Here is a 17,674-nt window from a genome sequence, read left to right on the forward strand (position 1 = left end):
GACAGATCATGCAAATCGCAGCGCGCCTGCTTCATCGTGAATCGCGGCGCCGTCTTTCGTCTGTTGATCCGGTCTGCAATGTCGCGATGTCCTGCGCCACCTTGCGCGGGATGCTGTGCCGCATCCGGATGCATGGCGTCCACGATCGCCGCTTGTTAAGGTTAGCCGGTCGGGCACGACGCCCGCACCCGCGCCGTTTCACAATCCGTCGAGTCCTGATGTCAGCAAGCCCATTGATCGCCCGCACGGTCCCCGCCCTGCGACGCGCCGTCGACAATCTCCGCAAGCGAAAAGCCACGATCGCGCTGGTCCCGACCATGGGGGCCCTCCATGACGGGCATGTGTCCCTGGTACGCCTCGCCAAGCGGCGCGCCAGCCGCGTCGTGGTGTCGATCTTCGTCAACCCGACTCAGTTCGCCCCGACGGAGGATTTTGGCGCCTATCCGCGCACCTGGAAGGCTGACATCGCCAAGCTCGCGGCCGAGGACGTCGATATCGTCTGGCACCCGGGCGTCGAGGCCATGTATCCGGAGGGCTTTGCCACCCGCATCGTGCCGGAAGGACCGGCGCTCGCCGGCCTCGAGGACCGCTTCCGCCCGCACTTCTTCGGCGGCGTCGCAACCGTCGTCGGCAAGCTGTTCACGCAGTGCCGGCCGGACTTTGCGATCTTCGGCGAAAAGGATTTTCAGCAGCTGCGGGTGGTGACGCAGATGGCGCGCGACCTCGACCTCGGCGTCAAGGTCCTCGGCTCCCGCACCGTGCGCGAGCGCGACGGGCTCGCGATGTCCTCGCGCAACGTCTACCTCTCGCCCGAGGAGCGGCAGACCGCCACCGTCCTCTACCGCGCCATGAAGGAGAGCGCCGGGCGCATCCGGGCCGGCGATTCGATCGCGCCAGCGATGGCGGGCGGCGCCGAAATGATCAAGGCCGCCGGCCTGGTGCTCGACTATTACGAGGTCCGCCACGCCGAGACGCTGGCGCCGGTCACCTCGCGCAAGGACGGCCCCCTGCGGATCCTGGTCGCAGCCAAGCTCGGCACCACCCGGCTGATCGACAATATCGCGGTTTAGAGCAGCCCGAGATCACGCAGCTCGCGCCGCATCGGCTCCGGCATCGCCGCGATCGAGCCGGCTGCGGACTTGCCGAGATCGGCCGGAACGGAATCGTCGGTGAGATAGCGCCAGCCCTGGAACGGGCGCATCGGCCGCGGCGAGACCGAGATCACCTTCGGCTGCATCACGATCCGGCAGCGCCCGATGCCGTCCTTGTCGCGGAACGGCTCGATGCCGATGATCTTTTCCCGCGCGGCGATCTCGCCCTTGATCACCCAATAGAGCGAACCGCCGGCGAGGATTTCGGAGTCGCGCTTGGGCACCATGCGGGTGATATGGACGTGACGTTGCGGCAGACCCTTCTTCTTGGCGGTCTGCATCCGTTCGGCCACCCACTCCTTCAATTCCTTGACGGAGTCGCAGCCGACGGCAAGCTTGATCAGATGGAGTGGCATGCCCAAGCATTAACCGGGCAGCCACGCATTGGGAATGCCGATCTACTCGTTATCCGCAGCCGCCGGAGCCGGCGCCGAGGCCGGTGGCGCGAGAGGAACCGGGGCGGCAGCCGGAGCACGCGCGGTCTTCGGCGCTGGCGGTTTCTTGGCGGCGGGTGCCGCTGCCTGCGCCGAGGTTGCGGCAGCCGGCGCGCGCGGCGCAGGCGGCGCTGCGTTGGCTGCAGGCGCGGCCTGGCGCGTTGCCGCGGACGGCTCCGCACTCATGATGCTCACCGGCGGCGTCGACGCAGCGCTCGGGAACTCCGCATTGGTCGGCTTGCCCGTCGGCATCGACGGCGGCAGCCCGGCAAGCGCGGCGGTGGCCGGCATCGCCAGCGCTGTTGCGGGCGTATTCCAGGTCGGCGCGTAGCGCGCGACCAGCGTGTCGTAGAGATGGGAGCCCATGTTGGCGGCGACCTGCTGCTGGTCGGTCAGCGAGCGGAACGCGGCGCAATCGAACTGCGTGCAGCCGTCGCGCACGATCAGCACATGCGCGACAAGGCCGTAGCGATCACGCTCAAGCGACTTGCGCAGCACCTTCATCTCGAGTGTCAGGCTCCTCTCCGCCGTGGCGACGTCGCCGAGCGCGGTCAGCCGGTCGATCCTGGCGGCCGTGTAGGACACGGCGGCGGCCGCGGCGTCAGGCGCGCCGAACAGCGCCTTCTCGCAGCCAGCGGCGACGACATCGCCGGCGAGATCGTCGAGACAGGACAGTGCCGGCAGGCTCGCGGCAACCGCGGCCTGCGCGCGCGCTTCGGCCGGGGCCGCCTGTCCGTCCGGTCCATAGGCGCGCACGGTGGCTGCGCCCGCGATCACGATGGATAGCAGCGCAATGACGGTCAGCGCACCGTTGGCGACCGATCTGTCGGCGCGGTGCAGCGTGAGCAGGAGGATCAATCCGAAGAATCCGGCGGCCGCCAGCGTCATCCACATCGGGAAGGCCGGCGAGTGCCAGATTTGGTCGAACGAAGTGGCCCATGCCCAGTTCATGCGCGACGTCCCCTCACGCGAGCAAAGAGCGAATGGTCAAGCGAGCACCGCGAGTCGGCAACTGCCCCGGCCCACCTTGTGAGCGTGAAGCTGGCCTTTTGACGGCGCAGGATACAAATCCCTGATGGCACCAATGCGCGGGTGCGGTCAGCTTCAGGAGAGCGCGAGCTGGCTTTCCTTGGCGACGCGCTCGAAGGCTTCGGTCGAGCTCTTGATCCGGTACTGGCAGTCGTCGCCGTCGGTCGGCAGCAGACGGATGACTTCGTACGAGCCGCTGGCAGCGGGACGCGCGACGTTGCTTGCCGTGAACAGGACGCGCGATCCCACGGGAAATTTGTGCTTCAACACCCTCTCCATTACTCAAACAGCGCCTACCTCGCCCAGTGCCCCACTGCGATGGCCGGCCGGAAACCCGGGCTGTTATATAGCACGCGACTCGCCGTTTTGGCCAGCGCCATGGCAGCATGGCAAGCACTCAAATTTTTCAGTCATTTCAGAATGATAACGGGACAAATGGCGGGCCGATGATACCAGCGGAGCTGCTCGTTCCGCCGGCATGTCGCAGGTCGGTGTCGCAGCCCCCCGATCCACCGCCCCTCGCTCATTGCCGGCCTGAGGCGGCCGGCCGGCGGGCGGTCGGCCGCCCCCGTCAAGCCTGCGGTCAGGCGTCCTCGAACTTCGCGATGACGAGCGTTTCGGCAAGCCCGTCGCGCGTCCATTCCTGGAACGCCGGCAGTGCCATCATCGTCTCCATGTAGGCCTTGGTGTCCGGCGCCACCTCGATCGCATAGGTGCGAAAGCGGTGCACGACCGGGGCATACATGGCGTCCGCCGCGCCGAAGCGGCCGAACAGGAACGGTCCGTTCGCGCCATAGCGGGTGCGGCACTCGCGCCAGATCGCCTCGATGCGCGCGATGTTGGCCTTGGCGTCCGCCGACAACGCCACGGGGCGGATCGGCCGACGCAGGTTCATGCCGCATTCGTTGCGCAAGGCCATGAAGCCGGAATGCATCTCGGCGCACACAGAGCGGGCATGCGCGCGCGCAGCGACATCGTCGGGCCACAGCTTCACTTCCGGGTAGCGCTCGGCGATGTACTCGATGATGGCAAGCGAATCCCACACCGTGATGTCGCCGTCGACCAGCACCGGCACCTTGCCGGCGCGGCTGAAGGACAGGATCTGCTCCTTGTCGGCGGGATTATCGGTGTAGAGCGGGATGAGCGTCTCCACGAACGGAATGTCGTTGGCGCGGAGCGCGAGCCAGGGCCGCATCGACCATGACGAGTAGTTCTTGTTGCCGATCGCGAGTTTCAGCGCAGCCATATCACCAGTCCTTCTCGATACGCCTTGAAGCAAGCTGCTTTTAGCGCCATCGCCTGCCGCCAATCAATCGTTGCTGCGCCCCGTCATGCGTGGCAATCGTTGCGGTCCTTGCCAGGAGACAGACATGAGCAGGCATTGGGGCGACATCACCGCCGTCGGCTTCTTCATCATCGAATGGCTGGTCTATGCCCTGACGCTCGAGCACTCGGCCTACGGCCGCGACAGCCTGTCGGCGCGCATGAACCGCTATCGCGAGGTCTGGGTGCGCCGCATGCTCCACCGCGAGACGCGCATGGTCGACATGCAGATCATGGCCTCGCTCCAGAGCGGCACCGCCTTCTTCGCCTCCACCAGCCTTTTCGCGCTCGGCGGCGCGCTGGCGCTGCTGCACGCCACCAACGACGCCATCACGATTCTGAGCAAGCTGCCGGTCGACCTCAGCACGTCGCCCGCGATGTGGGAGCTGAAATGCGTCGGCCTCGTGCTGATCTGCGTCTATGCCTTCTTCAAGTTCGCCTGGGCCTATCGCCTGTTCAACTACGTCGCGATCCTGTTCGGCGGCATGCCGCCGGCCGACCGGCGCGACACGCCGGAGGCCGAAGCCCATGTCATTCGCACCTCCCGCCTGTTCGAATCCGCCGGCCGCCATTTCAACCGCGGCCAGCGCGCTTTCTTCTTCGCGCTCGGCTATCTCGGCTGGTTCGTCAGCCCCTGGGTGCTGTTCGTGACCACGGCCGCCGTGGTGGTCGTCACCTGGCGGCGGCAGTTCGCGTCCAGTGCGTGGGCCGCGATGGCGCCGGAAATGGTGGATGGTGAGGAGATGCGGAAGCGCGGTGATTGAGGCGCGTGTCCGGCACGAGCTGCAACGCGCAAGCGTTGCGCCGGGACCCGGGGCCACAGTACGACACAGCGATATGGGCCCCGGCTCTGCAGCGCACCGTCGAAGGGACGCTGCGCTGCGTCCGGGGCACGAGAGTGGAGTTTGGCGCAGGCTCTCTCCTCCTCGTCATTGCGAGGAGCTCTTGCGACGAAGCAATCCAGACTGTCACCACGGAGGGATTCTGGTTTGCTTCCGCCTTCGTGCGAGCGGATTGACCGAGGGCGACACAGCAGAATCCGGCTCCACGCTACCCACCGAAATCCCGCGGGCTGAACGGCAAGTCCAGCACCTTCCATTCCCCGTACTTGTCGGCCGGCAGCATCTTGTAGGGCTGGCAGTTCTGGAGCGCGCTCATTGCGGACTTGACGATAGCCACGCCCTTCACGGACGGCGGGGCTTCGAGCAGGATCGGCTCGCGTGCCAGCGTGCCGTCGGTGGCGAACACCGTGCGCAGCTTGACCTGGACGTTGTCGGTCGGCGCGACCCCCGCCGGCAGCTTGGCGCAACTTCTCAGGTGGCGGCGAAGCGCGGCGATGACCTCGGGTGGAAGCTTCGCGGCGATCGAATCCTTGGCGTCGCCGCCATCGTCCTTGGGGACATCTTTCAGCAGCTCCGTCGGCAGTTCAGGCGGAAGGCCCAGCATGACGCCGTATTTGACGGTGACGTCCGGCTCCGGAGGCAGATAGGCCGGCGGCGGCGCCGCCTGCGGCTGCTGCATTGTCTGAGCTGGCGGTTGCGACGGCAACTGCTGAGGCGGCGACTGCTGAGGCTGCGGTTGCGCATTGGCCTCCTGCTGCTTCTGCGGCTGTGAGGATGGCGGCTGGTTCTGTTTTGCCTCGGGCGAGGCCTGCGGGGATGGCGATGGTGCAGCAGCCTCCTGCTTGGCCGCGGGCTTCGGCGCTGCGTCGGCCTTGTCGGTGACATCCAGCTTCGGCAGCTTCAGATCGGGGAGCGGCTCCGGCGGCTTCTCCTTCGCCTCGTCCTTGGACTTCTCCTCGGCCTTCTCGTCCGCTTTGGCCTCTTCCTGCTTCACCTGCTCAGGCGTGACGATGTCCACCATCACGGTCTCGGGGGGCGCGGCGTGGAACGGATGGACTTCGCTGATCAGGATGATCAGCCCCACCAGCGTCAGATGCGCGATCGCCGACGCCGCAATGTCCGTCCGTATGATCTTCCGCAGTTCCATCGACCGATCTTCGGTTGCTGCCGCGGTCCTAGCATAACGGAGGTCCCCCTCAATCCCATTTTGGCGCGAAGCCGAAATCGGTCAGGCGTCCCCTGGGATTGGCGAGCCCGGCGACCCGGCTCATCTCGTCTTCCGATAGCTCGAAATCGAAGATGTCGATGTTTTCCGACAGGCGCTCGACGCGCGAGGTGCGCGGGATCGCAGCGACATTCTGCTGCACCAGCCAGCGCAGGCAGACCTGCGCCGGCGTCTTGCCGTGGGCGCGCCCAATTTCGGCAAGCGTCTGATCGGACTTGATGCGGCCCCTCGCAATCGGACTGTAGGCGACCAGCGCGAGGCCGTGCTGGTCGCAGGCCGCCCTCAACTTCGCCTGGTCAAGGTAGGGGTGATATTCGACCTGGTTGCAAACAAGCGGCTCGGCCGACAGCGCGACCGCCTGCTCGATCAGCGCCACCGTGAAATTGGAGACGCCGATGTGGCGGGTCAGGCCCATCTGCCTGGCATGCGACAGCGCGCCCAGCGTCTCCGCCAGCGGCACGTGGGAATTGGGCCAGTGCAGCAGCAACAGATCGACGCAGGGAAGCCGCAACCGGGCGAGGCTCTCCTTGACCGAGCGTTCGAGATCGTTGGGCGCGAAATGGTTGGTCCAGACCTTGGTGGTGAGGAAGACATCATCGCGGCGCACGCCGGAGGCGCGCAAGCCGTCGCCGACCTCGCGCTCATTGTCGTAGACCTGCGCGGTATCGATGTGACGATAGCCGAGCCGCAGCGCCTGCTCGACCACGCGCGCGGCGGGCCTGCCGCTCAGCTCCCAGGTCCCGAGCCCGATCGCCGGAATTCTCGCGCCATTGGCCTCGACGAACAGCATGAGGAAGCCTCTCTGTTGCGGCAGCCCGAAATGTCATTATGGACCCGGCCGATGATGCTGCCAACGGACGCCGCAACGATCGGCGCGAATATTCAGGTGCAGGACTAACGAGAGGTGTGCGTCAGACCTTGGCGAGCGCCTGGAACACGGTGTCCGGCGCATGCGCGATCACCGCGAGCAGCGCGCGGGCAGGCCCTCGTGGAGCGCGCTTGCCCTGCTCCCAGTTGCGGATGGTCTCGACGGGGACGCCGAGCTTGGCGGCGAACTCCATCTGGGTCAGGCAGGCGCGACGCCGCAGATCGCGCACCGCGAGCGGGCCGGTATCGCCCGGCGCGGCATTGGCCGCAGGCTGGACCGGAAATTCCTGCCCATCCCGCAATTCGACGATCCGTCCGTCCGCCTTCAGCCGCAACCGCATGCCGATTCCCCCAAGCACAGCGATGATGCGGCAGGTCGCTTAAGTTCGGATTAAAGATGCGAGGTCCCGTGCCTCGGACGCGGCGCAGCGCAGCTTCGCGGTGTGCCGCAGAGCCGGGAGCCATGTCGCAACACCGTGCCGTGCAGCTTTCCAGGTCCCGGTTCTGCGGCAGCAGCGCCATAAGCGCGTTTACGCGCGTCTTCGACGCGCTATTGGCGCCGCAGCGCGCCCGGGACACGAGAGCGCGCAGCAATTTCCCTACTTCAGCCCGAACCAGAGCGTCGCGATGCCGAGGAACGAGAAGAAGCCGACCACGTCGGTCACGGTGGTCACGAAGGTGCCCGACGCCACCGCCGGGTCGGCCCGGACGCGATCCAGCGCCATCGGGATCAGGATGCCGCCGAGCGCGCCGGCGACGAGGTTGCAGATGATGGCGAGCCCGATGACGATGCCGAGGCCCGGGATCTTGAACCAGGCGACCGCGGCAATGCCCGTGATCACGGCGAAGGCGAGGCCGTTGACGAGGCCGACCAGCGTCTCGCGCAGCACCACGCGCCAGGCGTTGGAGGAGCCGAGTTCGCGGGTGGCGAGCGCGCGCACCGCCACTGTCATGGTCTGGGTCGCGGCATTGCCGCCCTGGCTCGCCACGATCGGCGCCAGCACCGCGAGCGCCACCATCTGTTCCAGCTGGCCCTCGAACAGGCCGAGCACGGAGGACGCCAGAAAGGCGGTGGCGAGATTCACCAGCAGCCAGTTGAAGCGGCCGCGCGCAATCGTCAGGAAGGTGTCCGACAGCTCTTCGTCACTGGTGACGCCGCCGAGCGCCTTGAGGTCCTCGTCCGCCTCCTCCTCAATGACGTCGACGACGTCGTCGACGGTGATGACGCCGACCAGGCGGTCTTGGGTGTCGAGCACGGGCGCGGCGACGAGATTGTACTTGCCGAACATGCGCGCCACCTCTTCCTGGTCTTCCAGGACGGAGACGCGGCGGCGGTCTTCGTCGGTCAGCTCGGTCAGCGCCACCGGGCGGCGCGTGCGCAGGAGCACGTCGAGCGGCACCGCGCCCAGCCAGTGCTGGTCCTTGTCGACGACGTAGATCTCGTAGAAGCGGTCGGGCAGATCCGGCGTCTCGCGCATGTAGTCGATCGCCTGGCCCACGGTGAAATCCTGGGGCACGGCGATGAACTCGGTCTGCATCCGGCGGCCGGCGGAGTTCTCCGGATAGAGCAGGCTGCGCTCGAGAGCGACGCGCTCCTTGAGCGGCAGCTTTTCGAGGATCTCCTCCTGCTCGGCCTCGTCGAGGGTTTCCAGGAGCTCGACCGCATCGTCGGATTCGAGCTCGCGGACGCCCTCGGCGACCGTCTCCGGCGGCAGTTCCTCGAGGATCTCCTCGCGGACGGCCTCGTCGACCTCGTTCAGGGCCGAGAAGTCGAAATCGCGCCCTGTCAGCTCGACCAGGCGGACGCGGTCGTCGGGCTCCAGGGCACCGATCAGATCGCCGAGATCGGCCTCGTGCAGCTCGGCGACACAGGCACGCAGCGCAGCGCTGTCGCCAGCCTCGATCGCCCGGGCAATTTCTTCGACGAATTCATGACGAATTTCGCCGTTCTCATTGCGCATCGGCACGTGGTCGAGTACCGAATCGGAGGCGGATGGGGCAACGTCCATATGTTCATCCATGGCGCGCCTCGCCGGTTGACAGGTTGGAACCAGTGGTCTGAGCTGATGGTTCAGGCAATACCCACAAGGCAACTCTGAGCGCAATGACAAAGATGCTTCGACTGAAATGGACATCGATGACGGCGGGCGCGGTCATCGCGGCCATCACCGGCATCGCCTCGGCCGATGCCGCCGAGTGCCCGCGCAAGGACGCGCTCGGCACTTCGCGCATCCTGAGCGTTGACGCGAAGACGTATCCGCGCGTCGGCCTGAAGAGCTTTCCCGCGACGCTGCCGCTGGCAGATCATGAGGTCGTGCTGACTTTCGACGACGGCCCGTTCCCGCCGACGACGTCCAAGGTGCTGGCGGCGCTGGCGCAGGAGTGCGTGCGCGCGACCTTCTTCCTGATCGGCCAGCACGCCGCCGAATATCCCGACATGGTCAAGCGCATCGCCCGCGAGGGCCACACCGTCGGCCACCACACCTGGTCGCATCCGTTCATGGCGCATATCCCGTTCGACAAGTCGAAGGCCGACATCGATCGCGGCATCGCTGCCGACGAGATGGCGCTGCACGGCACCTCGACCACGACACCCTCGACGCCGTTCTTCCGCTTTCCCTATTTCGAGTCGACGCAAGCACAGCTCGACCTGCTTCAGTCGCGCGGCATCGTCGTGTTCGGGGCCGATCTATGGGCCAGCGACTGGGAGGAGATCACGCCGGAGCAGGAATTGAAACTCGTCACCGACCGCCTGGCGGCGAGCGGCAAGGGCATCATCCTCTTCCACGACAACAAGGTGCGCACGGCCGCAATGATGCCGGCCTTTCTGCGGTATCTGAGGGAGAACGGCTATCGGGTGGTCCACGTCGTACCGGCGGGTACGTCACAGAAGAGCGCCGATGCGCATTGATGCCGGAATGTCACGCCAGCGCAAAATGGGGTGATCCTGGCCCAATTAACACTCTGTTCATGCTACCTCCTGCAAAGATGGTTGGGGTATTGCACCTGAACCATTCCGGGGCGTCTCCGACCTACTAAGGCGGCAATCACGCACGAGGGCAGACGAGGTTCATGATCGGAATTAGCGTTGTTTTGCGGACGCGATCGTGGATCGTCCTCTGTCTGGGAATGCTGACTGTCGGCACACCGGCGGCCTTCGCAGCCGACTGTCCCGGCCACCCGGACGCCCTCGGCACCTCCCGCACCCTCGTGGTCGATCCGCGCGAGCATCCGCTGATCGGCACCATGCAGTACCGCGAGACATTGCCGCTGAAGGACCATGAGGTCGTCCTGACCTTCGACGACGGTCCGCTGCCGAAATATTCCAACCAGGTGCTCCAGATCCTCGCCGACGAGTGCATCAAGGCGACATTCTTCATCATCGGCAGCCAGGCCAAGGCCAATCCGGAAGGCGTGCGCAAGCTGGTCGCGGCGGGCCACACCGTCGGCACGCACAGCATGGACCATCCGCTGACCTTCGACCGGATGCCGATCGAAAAGGCCGAGGCCGAGATCAACGGCGGAATCGCGTGGACCTCGGCCGCGATGACCGATCCGTCCCAGCTCGCCCCGTTTTTCCGCATTCCCGGCCTGATGCGCGCCGAGGGCGTCGAGAACTATCTGATCTCGCGCGGCATCCAGGTCTGGAGCGCCGATTTCCCAGCCGACGACTGGCGGCATGTGTCGTCCGACCGCGTCTACCAGCTCGCGATCCAGCGGCTGGAGGCCAAGGGCAAGGGTATCCTGCTGCTGCACGACATCCAGGCCCGCACGGTGGCGGCGCTGCCCAAGATCATCCGCGACCTCAAGGCGCGCGGCTATCGCATCGTGCATGTGGTGCCCGCGACCGCCGAGCGACCGGCGACGCCGACCATGACGGTGGAATGGCTGCTGCATCCGCCGACCGAGACGACGCCGATCGCGCGCTGGCCGCGCGTGCCGAATTTCGTGTTCACGCAGACCCGGACGCTGCCGGCGCCCGCTCTTGCCGACCTCAATGCGCAGGCCGAGCATCAGCCGCTGCTGCCGCTCAGGACCATGGCGCAGGCCAATGTCGCGGCCACCCTGCCCGTGCCCGGCCGCGCGCTCTTTGCGATCCCCGAAGGCTCGGTCGAGGTGCTGCTGTCGACGACCTTGTCGCGGCGTGCCGCGACGCGGCTGGCGATGGCAGCCGAGACATCTCGTGCGGCCAAGGACAAGGCAGCACATGCCAAGGCGGCAAAGGGCAAGGCGGCCAAGCTACAGGGACGGCGCACGGCGCATGCGGCGCCGGCGGCACCGGATCATGCCGCGCAGCCCAAGGGCGCGACAGCCACGGGCGCTGCACCCAAGGGCCCGGCATCCAAGAGCGCCACCACCCGCCCGACCCGCGTCGCCAGCCTGAAGAAGCGCGCTTGAGCTGTCACTGCCGCATGATCGCGGCGACGCAGAGCAGCACGATCAGCGCCAGGAAGAACAGGTCCATATAGGACTTGAGCTCGCCATCGCGCCGCAGCCGCGCCACGTCGGCGACGACCTGCCTGCGCGCCGAGGCTCCGCCTGAACCGTCACTGATCGAAGCCTGCAGGCGCTTGGTCTCGGCCTCCAGCTTCTCGATCTTCTGGAAGAAGTAGAACGCACGCAGCGTCGATGCGGCGCGCATGCCGGCATAGACCAGCACCAGGATCGCCAGGATCGCCCGGTTCGGATACTTCTCCATGAAGTTCAGGCTGAAATAGACCACCGCCATGAACGCGAAATTGGTGAGGAAGCGGTAGACGAAGCTAAGAAAGGCCATGCTGGCTCGAACCTTTGAGGGGGCGCAACTCGATCGTGTTGCGAAATTTCGGGATGGGGGACCCGGACCGGAACGGCCGGCCTGGATGCGGCAGCGGCCCGTCTACGCCAAGTTTGTTTCAACAAAGATACTATCGTCCCGAAACTTGCCGCCTTTTAGCCAGATGTGGCCACAACACAGGCCGGAGCATGGCCGATCGGACTGCCCGCGCGGCATGCCCGCGACGGCTCAATGGCGATTTGGCCGAAGTCGCGGTAAACTGCCGGCCGCCGCCATATGTGGGGTCTGCCGATGCCGAAGAAGGGAATCACGGGCCACGACGAGTGGGTTCTGACCGAGGCGCTCGCAACCGCCCTGGTCGCGCTGGAGCAACTCGCACCGAAGCACCAGCCGAACGCGCATATGGACGACATCCGCAAGCTGCTCGCGAACGGCAAGGAGCCGGCGGCGGTGAGCCTGCACCTCGCCCAGGCCAAATGCCGCCTGTTTCCCGAGATCGACCCGCTGGAGATCTACCGGGAATACGGCATCGGCGAGGAATATGGCTGAAGAGGCGCGATTTGAGTGTCGCAAGGACCGGTGCGCGGCAATGCGCTAGTTTTGCGAGGTCTTCAGCAGCGGGCATTCGCTCTGGCTCAACGGAAGATAGGCTTCCTCGGCAGGTATTCTCTCGACAACGTCGTAATAGTCCCAGGGCGTCTTCACGTCCGAAGGCTTCCTGACCTCGACGAGATAGAAATCGTGCACCAGCTTGTTGTCAGCGCGCAGCCGCGCGCCGGGCGCGTAGAAGTCGTCTACGGGCATTGACCGAATCTGCTCCAGGACAGCATTGGTTTCATCCGTCCCTGCAGCAGCCGCTGCCCTCAGGTATTGCAGGACGGCCGAATAGACGGCGGCTTGTGGCGCGGTCGGCATGGCGTTGTGAAGCTTGTAGAACCTCTGGGCGAACGCCCGCGTCGCCTCGTTGAGCGCCCAGTACCAGGCGGTAACCGTCGTCAATCCCTTGGCCGTTTCGGCGCCCATGGCGTGCACATCGGTCAGAAACATGAGTTCGGCGACGGCCTTCTGAGACCCGGCATTCATTCCGAACTCATTCCATTGCTTCATCGAGGTCACGAGCTGTTCGCCAGCATTGGCGAACGCGACCACTTTGGCCTTCGATGCCTGGGCCTGGAGCAGGAAAGAGCTGTAGTCGGCATTTCCCAGCGGATGAAAGACCGCGCCGAGCGACTTAGCACCAGTCGCCGCGAGCACGCGCTGAGACACTTCGACCATATTGCGGCCGAACGCATAGTCGGATGCGATGAAGAACCAGCTGTCGTATCCTTGCGACACCAGCTTTCGGACCGAGCCGGCGACCAGATTGTAATTGTCGTGCAACCACATCAGACCGGTGCGCGAACATTGCTTGCCGCCGATATCGGTGGTCCCGACCGCCGAGTAGATGACGATCTTGTTCTTGTCGCGCGCAATCGACTGGATGGCGAGCGCGACCGCCGAGTTCCCGACGTCGGCCACCATGTCGACGCCATCCACGTCGAACCATTTGCGGACGATCTGGGCGCCGATATCCGGCTTGTTCTGATGGTCGGCGACGACGATGTCGACCTTCAGGCCCGGCGCGATCTTCTGGAAATCCTGAACCGCCATCTTCGCGGCGACGACGGATCCAGGTCCGGCAAGGTCGGACAATGGTCCCGCCTGGTCGTTGATGATGCCGATCCGGACAACGTCACCGGAAAAATCGGCGGCCAGGCTCCGTTCAGCGAGCGCGACCGGACCCAGCGTCAGGATGATGCCGAAGGCCGACCGGCAAAGTCGGATGTGCCATGACTGCAATGCCCCTACGTGATCCACCATCTTCCCCTCGCTCTGGCACCGCGACGACTGTCGGCAATGATTGCTTCGAAACACCGCGCTATCCCTCCCGATGAATGGCTCTCCTGACGAACTCCAGACGCCTCGCCTGCGCCGGCGCGACCAGCTCCTTCATCGCAGCAACGATCGCAGCCGGTGCGGTATCCGGCGAACCGGCCCGGAAAGGCGGTACGGGATTGTACTCCATGCGCAGCTGGATCATTTCCGCAGCCGCGCGGCCTCTCAACATCGAAACGAGCGTGAGCGCGAAGTCGATTCCGGCGGTGATGCCGCCGCCCGTCATGCGATTGCGATCGATGCAGACCCTCTCGCGCGACACCTCGGCTCCGAAGAGCGGCAATGCATCGGTCGCCGTCCAGTGCGTGGCCGCGCGATATCCTTTCAGGAGACCGGCGGCACCGAGAACGAGCGAACCCGTGCAGACCGAAGTCAGGTATTTCGCGCCCCGCGCCTGCGCTTTCAGAAACGCAAGCACCTCCTCGTCCAGCATCAGCTCGTCGGTGCCATAGCCGCCCGGGACGCAGATCACGTCGAGTTGCGGGCAATCGGCGAAGGTGATGGTCGGCGTCAGCGCAATCACGGAATCGCTCGGCACGGGCTCGATGCGTTTCCAGATCAGATGCACCGTCACGTCAGGCAGGCTGGAGAAGACCTGAGCGGGACCGGTGAGATCGAGCTGGGTAACGCGGGGAAAAACCAGAAGACCGATCTGCAACGGACCCGACATATTCAACCTCGACATCGCGCTTGACGGTGGCAGCCTGCCATGTTGGCCTTGGGGGCGGAAACGGCGTAATTCCCTCATTTTTGGACGCGTTCATGATCGGTTTCCTGATCTTTCCCGAATTCCAGTTGCTGGATGCCGCCGGCCCGATATCGGTGTTCGAGATCGCAAGACGCCACACGCCGCATGCGCCGCGTGTGATAATGGTAGCCACGAAGGCCGGCGCCGTGCGCAGTTCGTCCGGCACCGAGATGCTCGCGCGCAACTTGCGATCGGCAAGCTCAGTCACGACACTTTTCGTGGCAGGTGGCGAAGGCGTCGAGGACGCGGCGCGCTGCAAGACGACGATCGCATTTATTCAGAGATTGGCGCGCCGCGGCGTGCGTCTGGCCAGCGTCTGCTCGGGGGCCTATTTGCTCGCCGAGGCGGGAGTCCTGGACGGTCGTTGCGCGACCACGCATTGGTCCTGTACCCGTGACTTCATCGGACGGTTCCCGAAAGTCCGGCTCGAGCCGGACCAGATCTTCACCCGCGATGGGGGCGTGTGGACATCGGCCGGAATCACCGCAGGAATTGATCTGGCGCTCGCCATGATCGCCGAGGACCACGGTGAACAGATTTCGCAAGCGACCGCTCGGCAGCTGGTGCTGTACCATCGCCGCAGCGGCGGACAATCGCAGTTCTCGACCTTGCTCGAACTGAAGAGGCCGAACGGGCGCTTCGGCAACCTTCTTTCATGGGTGCGCGAGAATCTGGATGCGCCTCTCACGGTCGAGGCACTTGCCGAGCGCGCAGGCCTGAGTTCACGGCATTTCGTCCGCTCCTTCATTGCCGAAACCGGATCCACGCCAACGAAGGCCGTCGAGCGCTTGCGGGTCGAGGTGGCACGGGAGCGCGTGCAGTCCTCCGGAGAAGCGATCGAGCGCGTCGCTCAAGCCACCGGATTTCGCGACCCCGAGCGGATGCGCAGAGCCTTCATCCGCGCATTCGGTCAGCCGCCGAAGTCCCTGCGGCGTTCCGCCCGAACTGCATGAGAGCTGCAGTTGACCGGCGCTAGTCTAAGGCCCGCCGGCAACCGATCCTGCGATCACCATGACCAGCGCACCAAGGTCGATCCTGCAATTGACGGTCAGCTCCTCCGAGCTCTTCGCGTCTCCCGCGCCCTGGACCTTCAGCGCTTGCGGCCGGTCGGCGGCTTGGCGCTTCAACTCGTCGATGATGGCTTCCTTGAGCTTTTCTTCCAGCATGGACATCTCCTCAGGCCGCCATCGCGCGGCAGGATTGTACGCATGAGCGACACATCGCGACGCCTTCGTCCATGCCGCCCGCAATCCTCGGCACATTCGCTGCCGATTTTTCCGATCGATCGCGAGGCTCACCGCCATCGCGCCCGGTCAAGCCAGTTGCTGCGGCAGGCTGCTGTGGATCATGCAGGCGGCAACCGCCGCGTGGCCGAACGCGACCGAGATCTGGTGCAGGTCGGTGACGACGTCGCCGATGCCGTAGAGCCCATCGATCGATGTGCGCTGGTGGTCGTCGACCTTCAGATAGCCCTCCCCGGTATGCTCGGCGCCCAGCGACACCGCGAGCTGCGAGCGCACCTCCGCACCCATCGCTGGATAGATCGTGTCGAATTGCGCCGTGCGGCCGTCGGCGAAGACGGCTTCCACGAGTTCGCCTCTCCGCCGCAAACGCAGATCGGGCGCGAACAGGACGTCCACATCCGCCTCGGCCAATTGTGACGTTGCCGCCTGATCGTCATCACGATCCGTTGCGAGCAGCGTGACGTCTTTCGAATAGCCGCGCAGGAACAGCGCCTTGCCCGCGGCGCGCGCGAGCGGGCCGATGACGCCGATGCGGCGGCCGGACGCCTCGAAGGCGTCGCAGACGGGGCAGTAGCGCAACAGCCCATCCGCAACGGCGGCGCGCCATTCGTCGAACGGCGGATGGGTGTCGACGATGCCGCAGGCGAGAATGACGGCAGCGGCCGCATGCGCGCGGCCATTCCAGCTCGCCAGAAAACCCTGATCGCGTCGCTGCAGGGCGGTGACCTCGGCGTCCACGCGCGTGACGGCGAGCTCGTGCAGCTGGGCCGACATCCGTTCGATCAGTTCAGTGCCGGACAGGCCGTGGACGAAGCCCGGGACATTGTGGCTGCGTGGGATCAGCGCCGCCCGGCTCGCGCCGACGTCCACGACGCAGACGCTGCGACGGAATCGCGCCAGATAGATCGCGGCCATGAGCCCGGCCGGCCCGCCTCCGACGATCAGGCAATCGAGCGGCGGCGCGCCGGTCATTTCGGGTTCGGGTCCGCAAGACCGGTACCGGGCTCCTCGAGGCGCCCGCTCCTTGCAAGCCGGACCGCGTTGCCCAGCGCGCGCGCCGCGTTCTGCACCTCCTGCTGGAATTCCCTGTCCTCGTCGAGATCGCGATGCGAGGTGGCGTATGGCTCCATATAGCCGACATAACCGTCGAGCTCGGCGAAGCGCCCGGCCGAGATCAGCTGCATGTCGGTGAGCCAGTCGGACAAGGCGCGGCGCACGCCCTCGGCGCCGACCGCATCGCCGTGAACGACGAGGCCGAAATGGCGGCCGGCGAGATGGCGCGGATAGGGCCAGCCCTTCAGCTCCATCGCCTTGGCTTCGGTGGCGTTCTTGCCGTGGGTCGAGGTCGGATCGGGATTGCCGCCGTCGGCGCAGACCATGCGGTCCATCATCGCCTTGAGCCCGGCGGGCACGTGATACCAGTGCACCGGCGTCACGATCATGATGCCGTGGGCGGCAACCCAGAGCGGATAGATCTCGTTCATCCAGTCGCCGGTCTGGCCCAGTGAATGGTTCGGATAGCAGCTGCACGGCCAGTGGCAGAGCGGCATGGCGGTGCCGACGCAGGCCTTGCAGGGATGAATGGTCTTGCCGAACTCCGAGGCGAGGCGCGACAGATCGAGGATGTCGACGGCAAATCCCATCTCGATGAAGACGGGCTCGGCCAGCTTGACCAGCCGCCAGGTCTTGGACATCTCGCCGGGACAGGTGTGCTCGCTGCGCGCCGAGCCGTTGATGACGAGGATGCGCGGCGTCTCGTCCGCATCGTCGTGGCGCCGCTGCGCTTCCAGGATCTTCGCGCGCGCATCGAGCCAGTCGAGGGCAAGATCGTAATCGGGGTCGAAGAAGCCTGCACCCGCCTTCCGCGTCAACGGCGCCTTGCGCGAATGGCTGTAGGCGTCCCAGGCCGCAGCAGCGATGACATCGAGCTCACGTTGCAGCGGGGCAAAGGCGGGGTCGACGAACTGCTCCTTGTAGCGTCGCTCGAACTCCTCGCGCGACAGCTTGACGGGCGGCATTCCCTTGCGAACGTCGGCTTCCGTCATGCTGGCTCCTGGCGAAGTCGGTCATCGACCAACCCGGCGCGCAGCCCCCGGTTC

20 protein-coding genes are annotated in these 17,674 nt (G+C 65.7%); 6 read left to right on the top strand and 14 right to left on the bottom strand.

What is annotated here, in order from left to right; translation table 11 throughout:
* Positions 1 to 218: 218 nt before the first annotated feature.
* Entirely contained in the window at positions 219 to 1,070 is an 852-nt protein-coding gene (panC, locus tag FJV43_RS01345) for a pantoate--beta-alanine ligase (RefSeq protein WP_239624057.1), read from the top strand.
* Here panC and FJV43_RS01350 read toward each other — a convergent pair.
* The 4 genes from FJV43_RS01350 to FJV43_RS01365 all read right to left on the bottom strand — a co-directional run bounded on the left by FJV43_RS01350 (position 1,067) and on the right by FJV43_RS01365 (position 3,860).
* Positions 1,067 to 1,507, bottom strand: a complete 441-nt coding sequence (locus FJV43_RS01350; RefSeq protein ID WP_239624059.1) for a DUF1489 domain-containing protein — start codon at positions 1,505 to 1,507, stop codon at positions 1,067 to 1,069. The two genes, panC and FJV43_RS01350, sit on opposite strands and share 4 nt — an antisense overlap.
* Before the next feature lie 42 nt (positions 1,508 to 1,549).
* On the bottom strand, positions 1,550 to 2,536 hold the full coding sequence (locus FJV43_RS01355) for a hypothetical protein (protein ID WP_239624061.1): 987 nt from the start codon (positions 2,534 to 2,536) through the stop codon (positions 1,550 to 1,552).
* A gap of 153 nt (positions 2,537 to 2,689) precedes the next feature.
* On the bottom strand, positions 2,690 to 2,893 hold the full coding sequence (locus FJV43_RS01360) for a hypothetical protein (RefSeq protein ID WP_085966667.1): 204 nt from the start codon (positions 2,891 to 2,893) through the stop codon (positions 2,690 to 2,692).
* A gap of 304 nt (positions 2,894 to 3,197) precedes the next feature.
* On the bottom strand, positions 3,198 to 3,860 hold the full coding sequence (locus FJV43_RS01365; protein ID WP_239624063.1) for a glutathione S-transferase family protein: 663 nt from the start codon (positions 3,858 to 3,860) through the stop codon (positions 3,198 to 3,200).
* Positions 3,861 to 3,984: 124 nt separating this feature from the next.
* Here FJV43_RS01365 and FJV43_RS01370 point away from each other — a divergent pair, with 124 nt between their 5' ends.
* Positions 3,985 to 4,701 carry a DUF599 domain-containing protein gene (locus FJV43_RS01370; RefSeq protein WP_239624064.1) on the top strand — a complete coding sequence of 239 codons (717 nt, stop codon included), beginning with the start codon at positions 3,985 to 3,987 and terminating at the stop codon, positions 4,699 to 4,701.
* A 286-nt stretch (positions 4,702 to 4,987) separates the two neighbouring features.
* Here the strand turns inward: FJV43_RS01370 and FJV43_RS01375 are convergent, their stop codons facing one another.
* The 4 genes from FJV43_RS01375 to mgtE form a co-directional block, all read right to left on the bottom strand.
* Positions 4,988 to 5,926 (bottom strand): hypothetical protein, encoded by a 939-nt coding sequence (locus tag FJV43_RS01375; RefSeq protein WP_239624066.1) that lies wholly within the window; start codon positions 5,924 to 5,926, stop codon positions 4,988 to 4,990.
* Between the two features lie 49 nt (positions 5,927 to 5,975).
* Entirely contained in the window at positions 5,976 to 6,794 is an 819-nt protein-coding gene (locus FJV43_RS01380; protein WP_239624067.1) for an aldo/keto reductase, read from the bottom strand.
* 121 nt (positions 6,795 to 6,915) lie between these two features.
* The gene (locus FJV43_RS01385) at positions 6,916 to 7,212 is read right to left on the bottom strand and encodes a helix-turn-helix domain-containing protein (protein ID WP_061877258.1); all 297 of its coding nucleotides are present in this window, start codon (positions 7,210 to 7,212) and stop codon (positions 6,916 to 6,918) included.
* 258 nt (positions 7,213 to 7,470) lie between these two features.
* Entirely contained in the window at positions 7,471 to 8,892 is a 1,422-nt protein-coding gene (gene mgtE / locus FJV43_RS01390) for a magnesium transporter (protein ID WP_239624069.1), read from the bottom strand.
* A gap of 116 nt (positions 8,893 to 9,008) precedes the next feature.
* On the opposite strand from mgtE, the gene FJV43_RS01395 reads away from it, so the two are divergent.
* Entirely contained in the window at positions 9,009 to 9,782 is a 774-nt protein-coding gene (locus FJV43_RS01395; RefSeq protein ID WP_239629805.1) for a polysaccharide deacetylase family protein, read from the top strand.
* 161 nt (positions 9,783 to 9,943) lie between these two features.
* Positions 9,944 to 11,269 carry a polysaccharide deacetylase family protein gene (locus FJV43_RS01400; protein WP_239624071.1) on the top strand — a complete coding sequence of 442 codons (1,326 nt, stop codon included), beginning with the start codon at positions 9,944 to 9,946 and terminating at the stop codon, positions 11,267 to 11,269.
* A gap of 4 nt (positions 11,270 to 11,273) precedes the next feature.
* Here the strand turns inward: FJV43_RS01400 and FJV43_RS01405 are convergent, their stop codons facing one another.
* Entirely contained in the window at positions 11,274 to 11,648 is a 375-nt protein-coding gene (locus FJV43_RS01405; RefSeq protein ID WP_239624072.1) for a hypothetical protein, read from the bottom strand.
* 291 nt (positions 11,649 to 11,939) lie between these two features.
* On the opposite strand from FJV43_RS01405, the gene FJV43_RS01410 reads away from it, so the two are divergent.
* Positions 11,940 to 12,197 (top strand): hypothetical protein, encoded by a 258-nt coding sequence (locus FJV43_RS01410; RefSeq protein ID WP_193374346.1) that lies wholly within the window; start codon positions 11,940 to 11,942, stop codon positions 12,195 to 12,197.
* 45 nt (positions 12,198 to 12,242) lie between these two features.
* Here the strand turns inward: FJV43_RS01410 and FJV43_RS01415 are convergent, their stop codons facing one another.
* Positions 12,243 to 13,508, bottom strand: a complete 1,266-nt coding sequence (locus FJV43_RS01415) for an ABC transporter substrate-binding protein (protein ID WP_239624074.1) — start codon at positions 13,506 to 13,508, stop codon at positions 12,243 to 12,245.
* 58 nt (positions 13,509 to 13,566) lie between these two features.
* Positions 13,567 to 14,253: a DJ-1/PfpI family protein gene (locus FJV43_RS01420; RefSeq protein ID WP_239624076.1), complete on the bottom strand. Its 687-nt coding sequence runs from the start codon at positions 14,251 to 14,253 to the stop codon at positions 13,567 to 13,569.
* Between the two features lie 92 nt (positions 14,254 to 14,345).
* On the opposite strand from FJV43_RS01420, the gene FJV43_RS01425 reads away from it, so the two are divergent.
* On the top strand, positions 14,346 to 15,284 hold the full coding sequence (locus FJV43_RS01425) for a GlxA family transcriptional regulator (protein ID WP_239624077.1): 939 nt from the start codon (positions 14,346 to 14,348) through the stop codon (positions 15,282 to 15,284).
* Positions 15,285 to 15,308: 24 nt separating this feature from the next.
* Here the strand turns inward: FJV43_RS01425 and FJV43_RS01430 are convergent, their stop codons facing one another.
* The 3 genes from FJV43_RS01430 to FJV43_RS01440 form a co-directional block, all read right to left on the bottom strand.
* Positions 15,309 to 15,497, bottom strand: a complete 189-nt coding sequence (locus tag FJV43_RS01430) for a hypothetical protein (RefSeq protein ID WP_239624079.1) — start codon at positions 15,495 to 15,497, stop codon at positions 15,309 to 15,311.
* A gap of 147 nt (positions 15,498 to 15,644) precedes the next feature.
* Positions 15,645 to 16,547: an NAD(P)/FAD-dependent oxidoreductase gene (locus FJV43_RS01435; RefSeq protein ID WP_239624080.1), complete on the bottom strand. Its 903-nt coding sequence runs from the start codon at positions 16,545 to 16,547 to the stop codon at positions 15,645 to 15,647.
* Complete coding sequence (locus FJV43_RS01440; RefSeq protein WP_239624082.1) at positions 16,544 to 17,620, bottom strand: flavodoxin family protein; 1,077 nt, start codon at positions 17,618 to 17,620, stop codon at positions 16,544 to 16,546. The genes FJV43_RS01435 and FJV43_RS01440 overlap by 4 nt, the downstream gene beginning before the upstream one ends.
* Positions 17,621 to 17,674 lie beyond the last annotated feature (54 nt).

Source organism: Bradyrhizobium sp. I71 (genome assembly GCF_022354745.1).
GTDB lineage: Bacteria > Pseudomonadota > Alphaproteobacteria > Rhizobiales > Xanthobacteraceae > Bradyrhizobium > Bradyrhizobium liaoningense.